Raw genomic sequence first — 11,787 nt, 5'->3', positions numbered from 1 at the left:
CAGGCTATCAACTTTGCTGCAAGACCTTGAGCGCCGCCGAGGCCAGAAACCCGGAGCGACTTTTCTCTTCCGGATGGTGCAATACGTACTCATCGATGCGGTTGAGCAGATAGCCGGGCAGGGTGATGTTGAGTTTCTGCGCCTTGCCCAGGTATTTGGTGACATCGATATCCACCACGGCCCACGTGCACCCTGCGTACTGTGGATTAGCCGCATGCAGGGTCACTTTGTTGGCGGGCGGAATCGGTGATCCGTCTTCGGCCAGAATCTCGAAATGACCTTCGATGGCTTCGCGAGCCATGGCCATGGCGTCATCCAGATCTTCCCCGGCGGAGAAGCAACCTGGAATATCCGGAACTTCTACGCCCCAGGCGTGTTCGTCATCACCCGTGGAAATCGCGATGGGGTAAAGCATGTTCGTTATCCTCCGAGGGCGCAGTCCATCGGTTCGTCAGAGCAGCGCCTGTTGCAAAATACTAATGGCCGTTTTCTTGAGCAGGTCCTTTTTCGGGTGAGGAACCGTCACCAGTCCAGGCTTGGTCGGATGCTTGAAGTGGTGATGACTCCCCCTGATTCGTACCAGATACCAGCCGTCCGCGACGATTTGGCTTATCAAAAACCGGCTATTCACATCACCTCCCTGTGGTGTGCTTGTGGTTACTATACCTACTGAAAATCACTAATCAACACTATAACCACCAATACACTCTGGATACGGATGGAAGAGCGGCCTGAAACGAGTCTAGGAGGGTGTGTCGCGATGGTTTGGGTAGAACCCGTTTTCTGTATTGCAGGGTTTTGCCGCAGCGCTGAAGCGCCAGGAATGCTCAAATTTCAGGCATAAAAAACCGGCCGCTACGGACCGGTTTTTTGCGTTCCCGCGCATCATGCGGCGTTTCTAAAGCAACTGATCAATCATAACCGCGTTGGTATAGATCACGCTGCCATCGCTCGCTCGATGCCCGACCAAATGGAACTGACCTCGCTCGTAATCGTGTTCTTTATGTATATAGACGCGCATTTGGCAATCGGACAAGGGGCCGCATCCCTCTGGCAAGACCAAATCCATTGTGCTCATGTCGACGTCGACCATGGCTTCACGCTCATGGGTCTTCTGCAGGCGTTCTTCAGCTTCCTCCAGACGCAGATGGAGGGGGCCGTCGACGTAAAAATGGATCTCACCGACCGGGATGGACTTCTGGTCGGGACTGGGCTTGCACCAGCCTTCGAGCGTCAGGGCACTCATGACAAAACCTCCATCGTGGACTGCTGGGCTACTGGACTCGGTGGCTATTGTCCCTTCTCAATGCCATCACTTGTCTGACTGCTACGCATAGGCAGGGTTCGTTTTTTGGGGTCGCTGCTGGCCGATCCCTGCCGTCCGTAATCTGAAATTGAGTATAGCTGGCAACCGGGCCTCGCTTGCCCGCCTCACGGTACAGCCCGATGGCTCTATACTTCTTACTGGCTTTGCCACCGGGATGGGTGGCAGTTGTCTGCCCTGCTTGGACGTCAGTGGCGATGCTTTGGCATAACCAATGAGCAACAGGAACAGGATGAAGAGAACATGGCAATAGCAATTATCTTGATACTAATCGTTATTGCATCAGTACTCTTCCATATACTCGCGCCTTGGCATGCAACACCGGCAGCTTCCAACTGGGGATCCATAGACACCACCCTGTTTATCACCCTGATCATTAGCGGAATATTTTTCATCGCCATCACGGTTTTTATGGCGGTGGCGGTGATGCGTTATCGTCACAAGGAGGGATCCAGGGCGCACTACCAACCAGAAAGTAAAAAACTGGAACTATGGTTAATTATCGTTACTTCGGTAGGTATTGTCGCCATGTTGGCGCCAGGCCTGGTTGTTTACGATGATTTTATCCGGGTACCGAAAAATGCCTATGAGCTTGAAGTGATCGCCCAGCAGTGGCAGTGGGCCTTTCGCTTCCCTGGCCAAGACGGGAAGTTGGGTAAGTCAGATATCAAATTTGTTGATTCCACCAACCCCCTCGGCCTTGATCCCAATGATCCTGCCGGGCAGGACGATGTACTGATAAAAAGCAATGAAGTTCGTCTTCCGCTCGATAAACCGGTGAAAGTTTTACTGCGATCCAAAGATGTGCTGCACGATTTCTATGTTCCGCAAATCCGCAGCAAGATGGACATGGTGCCGGGGATGGTGTCGTACTTTTGGTTTACTCCGACCAAAACCGGAAAGTATGAAATTCTTTGCGCTGAATATTGTGGTGTCGGTCATTACAACATGCGCGGCCAGATGATCGTGGAAGAGCAGGGCGCCTTCGATCAATGGCTGAAAAGCCAACCGACGTTTGCACAGACATTAGCCGCGGCTGCCAAGCCCAGTCAGGACAGCGTGCTGGAAAAAGGCCGCCAGTTGGTCGAAAAATACGGTTGCGGGGCCTGCCATAGCCAGGATGGCAGTGCCAGTCTCGGCCCGGGATGGAAGGGCTTGTATGGCCGCACTGAACAGCTTGCCGATGGCACCAGCGTGCAGGTCGATGAGGCTTACCTGAAAGAGTCGATCCTCGATCCGAAGGCCCGCCTGGTACAAGGCTACCCGCCGGTCATGGTGACCTATACTCTCAATGACGATGAATTGGGTGCACTCATCGCCCTGATCAAATCACTGGGTGCTGCGCGACAAGGCGACGAATCTGCTGCCGGCCAAGCGCCGGGCCCAGGTGAGGACCTGGCGGCGCAGGGACAGCAGTTGGCCGAATCGCTCGGCTGCCTGGCCTGCCACAGTGTCGATGGCAGCAAGGGCATCGGTCCCAGCTGGCAGGGTCTGTACGGCAAGACCGAAACCCTTGCCGACGGTACGAGCATCAAGGTCGATGAGGGCTATATAAAAGACTCGGTTCTTAATCCCGCTGCCAAAATCGTCAAGGGATATGCACCCGTCATGCCGGTCTTTGCTCCCAGCGATAAGGAGTTGAATGCACTGATCGCTTTTATCAAATCCAAAGCGAATGCCGACGCTGATACGAGCAAGGCGCAGCCAGGGAAATAGCCGTAAGCAGCCAGCAGTACACCGAAACTTCGACAGGAGGATGACGTGATGGCCTATGCGGAGCAAGCCGAAACAGAAGCACTGCACGAGCCTAAAAGTTTCCTGACCAAATACATCTGGAGTCAGGACCACAAGGTCATAGCCATTCAATACTCCTTGACGGCTCTGTTCGTGGGGCTTATCGCCGTGGTGTTGTCCGACTTGATGCGCTTACAGATAGGCTTCCCCGGCAGTTTGGCGTTCATGGACGCCAATACTTACTATCAGGCGATGACCATGCACGGCATGATCATGGTCATTTATTTGCTGACGGCCCTGTTTCTGGGTGGCTTCGGTAACTATCTGATCCCACTGATGGTGGGCGCCCGCGACATGGTCTTCCCCTACGTCAACATGCTGAGCTACTGGTTCTACCTGGTGGCGGTACTGGTATTGCTCGCCGGTTTCTTTGTGCCGGGCGGTCCCACCGGTTCGGGCTGGACGCTCTATCCGCCGCAGTCCATCACCAAGGGGACACCGGGGGTCGAGTGGGGCATTGTCCTGATGCTCATCTCACTGGCGATTTTTATTGTCGCCGCCACCATGGGCGGTTTGAACTACGTCACCACGGTGTTGCAGGCGCGCACGCACGGCATGACCTTGTTTCGCATGCCGCTCTCCGTATGGGGAATCTTCATGGCCTCGATCATGGCCTTGCTGGCCTTCCCGGCGCTGTTTGTCAGCGCGGTCATGATGCTGTTCGACAAACTATTGGGCACCAGCTTCTTTATGCCGGCGATCATCTCGCTGGGGCAGCAGCTCAATCATCAGGGCGGCAGCCCGATATTATTCCAGCACCTGTTCTGGTTCTTCGGCCACCCGGAAGTCTACATCGTGGCTCTTCCCGCATTTGGCCTGGTCTCCGACTTGATCAGCACCCATGCGCGTAAAAATATCTTCGGCTACCGAATGATGGTGTGGGCGATTATCGCGATTGGCGTGCTCAGCTTTGTGGTCTGGGCGCACCATATGTATGTCAGCGGGATGAACCCGTACTTTGGCTTTTTCTTCGCCGTCACCACCTTGATCATCGCGGTACCGACTGCACTGAAAGTCTACAACTGGGTGTTGACCCTGTGGCGGGGCGACATTCATCTGACCGTGCCGATGCTGTTTGCCCTGGCCTTTATTGTCACCTTCCTGGTGGGCGGTCTGACCGGGTTGTTTCTCGGCAATGTGATCGTGGACATTCCGCTCTCGGACACCTATTTCGTCGTCGCCCATTTCCATATGGTCATGGGGGTCGCACCGGTACTGGTGGTGTTCGGCGGCATCTATCATTGGTTCCCGAAAGTCACCGGGCGAATGTTTAACGACACCCTGGGCAAGCTGCATTTCTGGATTACCTTTCTGGGTACCTACGCCATTTTCTTCCCCATGCACTACTTGGGTTTCCAGGGTATGCCGCGCCGTTACTACGCCTATGAAAACTACGCGTTCATCCCGCAGTCGGCGCAAGAGTTGAATGCCTTCATTACGGTGGTCGCATTGACCGTCGGCGTTTCCCAGTTGCTGTTCGTGTTCAACATGGCCTGGAGTGTATTTAAAGGCAAACCCGCGGGCAGTAACCCTTGGGGGGCGGCCAGTCTGGAATGGCAAACGCCGAACACCCCACCGGTACATGGTAACTGGGGAGCGAAACTGCCGGTGGTGCATCGCTGGGCCTATGACTACAGCGTGCCGGGGATAGAGCAGGATTTCGTGCCGCAAACGGTCTCTGCCGAGGAGCTGGAGCAAATGCGGCAACTCAGTGCCGGAACCAAGATAGCGGACGTTAAAACATGAACAGACTGCTATTGAGAAATGCCGACGACGCTGACCCCGGCGGCAGCTGGAATCGCGATCCTGAAGGTATTCAGGCCGACGCCGATAGAAGCCAAACCGCAAGGGTAGGCCTGCGCTTGTTTCTGGCTGTGGTGAGTTCGTTATTCTTTCTCTTCCTGCTCGCCTTCATTGCCCGCTCACAAATGGCCGACTGGCTACCCCTGACAGACCCCTTGGCGCCTTTAGCCAACCCATGGCCGTTGTGGGTGAATTCGGCTTTTCTGGTACTGAGTTGCATCGCACTGCAGTGGTCGCGCATGGCCGCCCGACAGGCTCGACTGGACGCAACGGTCATGGGCTTTGTGGTGGGGGGGGTATTTGCAATTGCTTTTCTGACGGGACAAGTCTGGGTCTGGCAGCAGTTTGTCGCCTGGGGCTACTTTGTCGCCAGCAATCCGGCCAACAGTTTTTTCTACCTGTTGACCGGTGTGCATGGCCTTCACCTGCTGGGCGGGTTGATTGCCTGGGGCATAACCGTCGTTAAATTCCTGCGTCACGTGCCGTTGCCGCAACTGCGCGTCAGCGTAGAGCTCTGTACCACCTATTGGCACTACTTATTGGGTCTTTGGTTCGTGCTCTTCGCACTGCTGACCAGCACGCCGCAAACCTATGAAGCCATCGCCAGATTCTGCGGCCTGAGGTGAAAAGCCATGGCATCGCACCCATTAGCACCGGCCGAGTCAAGTTCATCCAATCCACCAAGCCCGCCGCCTGCCCCGGGATGGCAGGGTATCGCCAGCGACTGGGCCTCGGATAGGGAGGCTTTCAGGCAGGTCCCCTGGGGCAAGGCGATGATGTGGATATTCCTGCTCAGCGACACGTTTATATTCACCTGTTTTTTAACCGGCTACATGTCGGTCCGCATGACCATCACCGCCCCTTGGCCGAACCCCAGTGAAGTGTTCGCATTGACGATCGGCGGCAGAGAAATCCCGCTTATTCTGATTGCCATCATGACCTTTGTGCTGATCAGCAGCAGCGGCACCATGGCCATGGCCGTTAACTTCGCCTATCGCCGTGATCGCGCGAAAACCACGGCCCTGATGCTGGCGACCGCGGCCTTGGGCGTGACCTTCGTCAGCATGCAGGCATTTGAATGGAGCAAGCTTATCGCCGAAGGCGTGCGTCCCTGGGGGAACCCCATGGGCGCGGCGCAATTTGGGGCCAGCTTCTTCATGATTACCGGTTTTCACGGACTGCATGTGTCAATCGGCGCCATCTACCTCAGCATTGTGGCGATGAAAGTCATGCGAGGAGATTATGAGCGCTCCGGAAACTATCAGAACGTCGAAATAGCCGGGCTTTACTGGCACTTCGTGGACTTGGTGTGGGTGTTTATTTTTGCTTTCTTCTATTTATGGTAGAGGAGCACGGGTGATGGCGCATGCTCAGGGTCAGCAACATCCAATCAGTTTGTACCTGAAAATCTGGGGGCTGTTATTCGTCCTCAGCACGATGTCGTATCTGGTCGACTATTTTCACTTCCATGGCTACCTTCGGTGGGCCCTGATTATCACGTTCATGTTGTTGAAGGCAGGTTTAATTGTCTCCATCTTCATGCACATGGCCTGGGAGCGGTTGGCCATGGTCTACGCCATATTGGTGCCACCGTTGTGTTTGCTGGTGCTCGTCGGGCTGATGGCCACCGAGGCGGATTACGTTTTCCTCAGTCGGGTCGTTTTCTTCGGTCAATAAGCAGCCAACGGACGGCTTTGAGCCTCCGGGGTCAACCCGCAATAAATGGCGTTATATCGTTCGCTTGAACTGATGCCATTTGTGCAGCCAGGCGACTGTCCAGTGAGGGGATGCCGTACCCGTGCCGGCGATCTTCAGTTTTGGATGATGTTCAATGACCCGATCCAATACCGGCTCCTGATTCGGATCAACATCCACGAAGAAGATATGTTTGCCGTCTTCCACCATCTGTTTAAAGTTGCGGAAGTGCGCGTTAGGTACCTGAATACCAAAAAAGCCGCCTTCCCAGATGCAGAAGCCAAATATAACAATGGCAAGGAAGATAAAAGGTACCCAGCCTGCGGCGGTTTCGGTCCAGCCCAGCCAATAGGCACCGCCAAGGATCAGCGCTGCGAGTGGCACACCAACCACTGCACCAATCTCGCCAGAGTGAACAACATCCTGTTTCATCAACGAGTTGACCTCGTGGAGATGATGTTCTTCAACATCAGCCACTTGTTCGCTGAGCACATGAATTTGTTCGGTATTGATGCCGTTGGCTTCCAGTTCGGTTTCAAGGGCTTCGAGATCGTCGAGATTGTCACTGATGTAATAGTGTCGGTTCATGCCACACCTCCCATCTCGTGTTGGCCGTAGGCCTCCTCTGTCCCGCAGCCGTAAACTGAGATTTGCAGTCGGTATCTGCGCCCGTGGGGAACGTTGCACACTTCATGCAATCCGTAGGAAGTATAGCATTCGCTAGTATGCGGGGCCGGAGGCGTCAAGGACTGGAGGGCCCCCAAATCCCAGGCACAAAAAAACCGGCCATCAAGGCCGGTTTTTTCTTTACCTGCATCCCCCGTCAAGAAACGACGTGAGACTGAAATCTGATTGGAGCGGGTGAAGGGAATCGAACCCTCGTTATCAGCTTGGGAAGCTGGAGTAATGCCATTATACGACACCCGCTCAGAGCGGCTGACTTTGTACCAGATGTGAGCGCGGATTTGAAGTTTTTCTTTATGCACGATGGCTTTAGCGCCGGGTGAAACACAAACAGGGACCGCTTGGCGGTCATTCGCGGGCAAGCCTCGCGCCTACGGGAGTGCGTTCAACACAGTAGGGCGGGGCTTGCTCGCGATGACTCTGTTTCAGATTGCAAATGCATGGTGGTCCTGGACGTACTGGTAACGCGGTCGGCTTTCGAGTTGCGTCGGTTTCAGGAAGCCCAGCAGTGCGTTACGGCTGTCTTGGCAAGCGGTTTTGTGTTCCATGTCGAGGAAGTGGCCGGTGGCCTGAAGGGTGCTGAAGGTGCTGTGTTGCACATGGCCGGCGAACAGCCTGGCATCGGCGGGGGCGGTGTACTCGTCCCATTCGCCGTTCATGAACAGCACTGGCACATTGATTTTCTTTGCCGCGTTCAGGTAGCAGTTGCGGTCGCTGTTGAGCACGTCGCTGATGTGGAAGTGCATCTGCCCGTATTCGTGTTCGGCCAACGAGCTGACGTGGCGGTGGTTGAAGCGCTTGAACAGCGAAGGCAGGTGTTTGCCGATGGTGCTGTTCACCAGATGGCCGACGCGGTCACCGTCCCGGTTGCCGAGGTAATCGACACCGCGCTGAAGGTAGTCGAGCATGTGCTCGTTGACCACCGGCGAGAACGAACTGATCACAGCCTTTTCGATGCGCCGTGGCCGGTGGGCGAGGGCGACGAGCGTGGCGGCGCCACCAAAGGAGAACGACAGCACGTGTTCGGCGGCGAAGTGGTCGATCAGCTCCAGGAGGATCTGCCCTTCGATTTCCTTGGTCAGCATTTTCTCATGCAGGTTGTGAGCCTTGGACTTGCCCGCGTAGGGCTGGTCGTAGCACACCACATTGAACTGCGGATAAAGGTTTTTCACGGTTTGGGCAAACGACGCAGTCGTGGACATCGAGCCGTTGACCAGAATGATGGTCTTTTCTGCGGCGTCTGCGCGATAGAACTCCGTGTAAACCCGATACTGACCCTGTATATCCAGCACAGCGATTTCTGGCCTCATGACATAAGACTCCTGGCAAGCGGGTATGCGCGCAAATCAGATTGCACGAGCTTTGTGACAGGTAGGCATACGCCTGGAATTTTTGAAGGCCCATGTCGATCCATTGCACGCCGGTCGACGGGTATTGTTATAAGCGGGCAGTTTGCCGGGGGAAGGCGGAACCTGAGGGTTCTCTGCCGGCAAAAAGTTTCTTAGAGTAGTTTTGGTGACTCGCCGGTCACATTTCGCGCCGACGTCCTGATTCAAGCAGGGGTCACGTCATCGCGCAAGTATCTTTCGAAAAATGTTCGACAACTTCTGCTGAGCGGTCGTCGGCTTAGATCAATCGGATCTCTTCGACGCTCAACGGCCGGTATTCGCCGGGCTTCAGCGCGTCGTCGAGCAGCAGCGGCCCCATGCGTTCGCGGTGCAGGCGCAATACCTTGTTGTCGAAGTGGCCGAACATCCGTTTTACCTGATGATAACGGCCCTCGACGATGCTCAGGCGCGCCGATTTTGCCCCGAGCAAGACCAGTTCGGCAGGCTGGGTTGTGAGGTCTTCGAAGGCGAAGTACAGGCCTTTGGCGAACGTGATCGCGTAGTCGGCAGTGATCTCCTGCTCCGTCTCGACGTAGTACACCTTGGGCAGTTTGGTCTGTGGCTGGGTCAGGCGTCGCGACCAGGTGCCGTCGTTGGTGATCAGCATCAGGCCGGTGGTGTTGAAGTCCAGGCGACCGGCGATGTGCAGGTCATCCTTGTCCGCTTCATGGATCAGGTCGAGCACCGTCGGGTGTTGCGGGTCGCGGGTGGCGCTGACGCAGCCGGGCGGTTTGTGCAGCATGAAGTAGCGGGCCGGTTTACCGACCTGCAGCACTTCGTCGTCGACTTCCACGCGGCTGAACTCGAAAACCTCGGCGTGGGGGTCGCTGACGATAGTTCCGTCGACCCTGACGCGCTTTTCCACCAGCAACAGGCGTACCTGCTTGCGGTTGAAGCGGGGCAGGTTGCTGAGGAAACGGTCAACGCGCATGGCCAGGGATTGGTGGGAAAAGGGCTGCGTATGTTACGTGATCGGCCAGGCGGCTGCTTGCAACTGCGCCTCGACCCGGGCGCAGGCCGGGCACAGGCAGGACTTGTCGCGCAGCTCGGCCGGCAGCATTTCGAACACCGCCGGGTCGATGCTGACGCCGTAGCACCAGCAGGCACGATCGACGGTTCGTGGGTCGGCCAGGCTGCAGTCGTTGGAAGCGCCACAGGCCGGGCAGAGGTCTGGCTTAATCATGAAAGGGTCATTTGGTAATGGCCGGTTTGCTTGGCCCGAGCTGCGCATGATCGTCCCGCAAGCCGCCATGTGCAAGCTAACGCTCGCACATTCCTGAAGGAGTCTTGCCGGTGATCAGGCGATCAACCCAGGCTTTTCAAATACGCCCGCCACCCGCCCAAATGACTGATTTCCACCGCCCCGTCCAGCCCATACGGCTCACAGATAAACCCGCTCTCCCAACGCCCATCCGCCAGTTGCACCTTGCCCAGTCCCAGTGGAGCAGGAATCCCGGTGAGGAACGACCCCAGCTCACTGCTCGGCAATTCCCAGACTTCCACCGCAATCGCCACGCCGCCCTCTTTAACGCGGACCATGCCGGGGCGATACGGTGGGCCGCCGGCCAAGGCATACAGCTGATAATCGGGAGAACTCTGAGTTGTTTCTACCAGCCGCGCTCCACGCTGTTTGAGTTGCCAGTTCAGCGCCAGCCCCTCCAGGTGCGCGCCGCAGACCACCAGTCGTGCCCGGTCATTGCGCGCGATGGCGGCCGGTGCGGGTGACGCCAGGCCCTGCTGACGTTGCAGGGCATCTGCCACGCTCAACAGATACTGATCGGTAAACGCGCGACCAAACAAGGTCACGCCCCATGGCAAACCATTGCCCATCAATCCGCTGGGCACGGCGACGGCAGCGTAATCGAGCAGGTTCATGAAGTTGGTGTAGTAGCCCAGTTCCGAGTTGCGCAGTACCGGTTCGGCGGCAAGTTCCGCCAATGTCACCGGACGGCCAATGGTTGGCGTCAGCACGCAGTCGAGGCCCACCAATGCTCTGTCGCACAGCGCCTTCAAGGCTTGCAGTCGGTAGTGGGCGCGGAAGGTTTGCACGCCGGTCACCGCCGGGGCCTTGGCCAGCACGGCACGAATCACTGGCAACACGGCTTGAAGATTTTGCTCCATCAATTTGCCGGCCACGCTGTAACGCTCGGCCACCCATGGCCCTTCGTAGAGCAACCGCGCCGCTTCCAGGAAGGGTGACAAATCCAGTTCGACCGCTTCACCGCCCAGGGCTTTGAGTTGGTCGATGGCGTCGCCAAACAACAACGGGCCTTCAGGGCAGCCGAAGAACGCCAGGTCCTGCGCACGGGGCACACCGAAACGAAACGCGCGCGGCGTGCCGAAGGCCGAGCCGTCATTCCACAGCGGATTGCTGCGGCTGTATTCATCCCGTGGGTCGAGATGAGCGGTCAGTGCCAACAACTGACTGGCTTCCCGAGCCGTGGCCGTAAAGGTCGTGACGCAATCGAGCGTGCGACAGGCCGGAACCACCCCGGCCGTGGAGATCAGCCCTTTGGTGGCTTTCAAACCGACCAGATTGTTCAGCGCCGCCGGTACGCGCCCGGAACCTGCGGTGTCGGTGCCCAGGGCAAAACTCGCCACGCCGAGCGCCACCGCCAGTGAAGAGCCGGCGCTGGAACCGCCCGACGGATATTCCGGCAACACGCTGTTCGGGCAAGCGCCATACGGCGAGCGGCTGCCGTTGAGGCCGGTGGCGAACTGGTCGAGATTGGTCTTGCCCAGCGGGATCGCGCCCAGCGCCAGCAGTTGCTCGACGATGGTCGCCGAACGTTCCGGCACGTAGGCAAACGCCGGGCACGCCGCCGTGGTCGGAATGCCCGCCAGATCGATATTGTCCTTGATCGCGAACGGCACGCCGTACAGCGGCAGGCTGCCTGGGTCACGACCATCGAGGGCGGCGAGGTACGGTTCCAGTTCCTCGGCGCTGAGTAAATGGATGAACAAGTGATAGTCCGGGTTCAGCGCCGCGGCTTTTTCCCGCAGGCTCGGCAGCAGTTGCCGAGGCGTGATGTGGCCGTCACGGTAAGCGTTGCGCAGGGCGTCGAGTTGCAGATTGATGTTCATGGTTCAGATCCTTGT

13 protein-coding genes and 1 tRNA gene are annotated in these 11,787 nt (G+C 57.1%); 5 read left to right on the top strand and 9 right to left on the bottom strand.

The genetic code is table 11. The annotated features are described in order from the left end of the window. Nucleotides 1-7 precede the first annotated feature (7 nt). The 3 genes from FFH90_RS23860 to FFH90_RS23850 form a co-directional block, all read right to left on the bottom strand. A complete protein-coding gene (locus tag FFH90_RS23860; protein ID WP_138866200.1) occupies nt 8-415 on the bottom strand; it encodes a type II toxin-antitoxin system HicB family antitoxin in 408 nt (135 codons plus the stop codon). A gap of 36 nt (nt 416-451) precedes the next feature. Next, on the bottom strand, nt 452-631 hold the full coding sequence (locus tag FFH90_RS23855) for a type II toxin-antitoxin system HicA family toxin (protein ID WP_007984690.1): 180 nt from the start codon (nt 629-631) through the stop codon (nt 452-454). Nucleotides 632-898: 267 nt separating this feature from the next. After that, a complete protein-coding gene (locus FFH90_RS23850; RefSeq protein ID WP_111454828.1) occupies nt 899-1,246 on the bottom strand; it encodes a hypothetical protein in 348 nt (115 codons plus the stop codon). A 321-nt stretch (nt 1,247-1,567) separates the two neighbouring features. On the opposite strand from FFH90_RS23850, the gene FFH90_RS23845 reads away from it, so the two are divergent. From FFH90_RS23845 to FFH90_RS23825, 5 genes are read left to right on the top strand one after another with little or no spacing between them, the layout of a single operon-like run. Next, the gene (locus FFH90_RS23845; protein WP_138866812.1) at nt 1,568-3,040 is read left to right on the top strand and encodes a cytochrome c oxidase subunit II; all 1,473 of its coding nucleotides are present in this window, start codon (nt 1,568-1,570) and stop codon (nt 3,038-3,040) included. A gap of 48 nt (nt 3,041-3,088) precedes the next feature. After that, nucleotides 3,089-4,864, top strand: coding sequence for a cytochrome c oxidase subunit I (gene ctaD / locus FFH90_RS23840; protein WP_064619781.1), 1,776 nt, complete (start codon nt 3,089-3,091; stop codon nt 4,862-4,864). Then, nucleotides 4,861-5,547, top strand: a complete 687-nt coding sequence (locus FFH90_RS23835; RefSeq protein WP_138866199.1) for a cytochrome c oxidase subunit 3 — start codon at nt 4,861-4,863, stop codon at nt 5,545-5,547. Before ctaD ends, FFH90_RS23835 begins: the two co-directional genes overlap by 4 nt. A gap of 6 nt (nt 5,548-5,553) precedes the next feature. Then, the gene (locus FFH90_RS23830; protein WP_026286474.1) at nt 5,554-6,267 is read left to right on the top strand and encodes a heme-copper oxidase subunit III family protein; all 714 of its coding nucleotides are present in this window, start codon (nt 5,554-5,556) and stop codon (nt 6,265-6,267) included. Between the two features lie 13 nt (nt 6,268-6,280). Further along, nucleotides 6,281-6,598 carry a cytochrome C oxidase subunit IV family protein gene (locus tag FFH90_RS23825; RefSeq protein ID WP_028939289.1) on the top strand — a complete coding sequence of 106 codons (318 nt, stop codon included), beginning with the start codon at nt 6,281-6,283 and terminating at the stop codon, nt 6,596-6,598. Nucleotides 6,599-6,649: 51 nt separating this feature from the next. Here FFH90_RS23825 and FFH90_RS23820 read toward each other — a convergent pair whose 3' ends face one another. From FFH90_RS23820 to atzF, 6 genes are all read right to left on the bottom strand, one after another. Beyond that, nucleotides 6,650-7,204 carry a hypothetical protein gene (locus FFH90_RS23820; protein WP_018926809.1) on the bottom strand — a complete coding sequence of 185 codons (555 nt, stop codon included), beginning with the start codon at nt 7,202-7,204 and terminating at the stop codon, nt 6,650-6,652. 265 nt (nt 7,205-7,469) lie between these two features. Further along, nucleotides 7,470-7,543 (bottom strand) — tRNA-Gly (locus FFH90_RS23815). Nucleotides 7,544-7,725: 182 nt separating this feature from the next. Beyond that, nucleotides 7,726-8,610: an alpha/beta fold hydrolase gene (locus FFH90_RS23810; protein ID WP_018926808.1), complete on the bottom strand. Its 885-nt coding sequence runs from the start codon at nt 8,608-8,610 to the stop codon at nt 7,726-7,728. Nucleotides 8,611-8,926: 316 nt separating this feature from the next. After that, entirely contained in the window at nt 8,927-9,619 is a 693-nt protein-coding gene (locus FFH90_RS23805) for a pseudouridine synthase (protein WP_138866198.1), read from the bottom strand. 33 nt (nt 9,620-9,652) lie between these two features. After that, nucleotides 9,653-9,871: a cysteine-rich CWC family protein gene (locus tag FFH90_RS23800; protein WP_138866197.1), complete on the bottom strand. Its 219-nt coding sequence runs from the start codon at nt 9,869-9,871 to the stop codon at nt 9,653-9,655. Nucleotides 9,872-9,993: 122 nt separating this feature from the next. Next, on the bottom strand, nt 9,994-11,772 hold the full coding sequence (gene atzF, locus FFH90_RS23795; protein ID WP_138866196.1) for an allophanate hydrolase: 1,779 nt from the start codon (nt 11,770-11,772) through the stop codon (nt 9,994-9,996). Between the last annotated feature and the right edge of the window lie 15 nt (nt 11,773-11,787).

This window comes from Pseudomonas sp. ATCC 43928 (assembly GCF_005938665.2).
In the GTDB taxonomy this organism is placed as follows: Bacteria; Pseudomonadota; Gammaproteobacteria; order Pseudomonadales; family Pseudomonadaceae; genus Aquipseudomonas.
Note: the sequence above shows the minus strand (reverse complement) of the source record. Positions and strands in the feature narration are given on the sequence as shown.

Excerpts from the sequence above, each read along its gene's own strand:
- FFH90_RS23810 (WP_018926808.1), bottom strand. The coding sequence starts at position 8,610 with ATGAGGCCAGAAATCGCTGTGCTGGATATACAGGGTCAGTATCGGGTT.
- FFH90_RS23860 (WP_138866200.1), bottom strand. The coding sequence starts at position 415 with ATGCTTTACCCCATCGCGATTTCCACGGGTGATGACGAACACGCCTGG.
- FFH90_RS23835 (WP_138866199.1), top strand. The coding sequence starts at position 4,861 with ATGAACAGACTGCTATTGAGAAATGCCGACGACGCTGACCCCGGCGGC.
- ctaD (WP_064619781.1), top strand. The coding sequence starts at position 3,089 with ATGGCCTATGCGGAGCAAGCCGAAACAGAAGCACTGCACGAGCCTAAA.
- FFH90_RS23820 (WP_018926809.1), bottom strand. The coding sequence starts at position 7,204 with ATGAACCGACACTATTACATCAGTGACAATCTCGACGATCTCGAAGCC.
- FFH90_RS23845 (WP_138866812.1), top strand. The coding sequence starts at position 1,568 with ATGGCAATAGCAATTATCTTGATACTAATCGTTATTGCATCAGTACTC.
- atzF (WP_138866196.1), bottom strand. The coding sequence starts at position 11,772 with ATGAACATCAATCTGCAACTCGACGCCCTGCGCAACGCTTACCGTGAC.
- FFH90_RS23825 (WP_028939289.1), top strand. The coding sequence starts at position 6,281 with ATGGCGCATGCTCAGGGTCAGCAACATCCAATCAGTTTGTACCTGAAA.
- FFH90_RS23850 (WP_111454828.1), bottom strand. The coding sequence starts at position 1,246 with ATGAGTGCCCTGACGCTCGAAGGCTGGTGCAAGCCCAGTCCCGACCAG.
- FFH90_RS23805 (WP_138866198.1), bottom strand. The coding sequence starts at position 9,619 with ATGCGCGTTGACCGTTTCCTCAGCAACCTGCCCCGCTTCAACCGCAAG.
- FFH90_RS23830 (WP_026286474.1), top strand. The coding sequence starts at position 5,554 with ATGGCATCGCACCCATTAGCACCGGCCGAGTCAAGTTCATCCAATCCA.
- FFH90_RS23800 (WP_138866197.1), bottom strand. The coding sequence starts at position 9,871 with ATGATTAAGCCAGACCTCTGCCCGGCCTGTGGCGCTTCCAACGACTGC.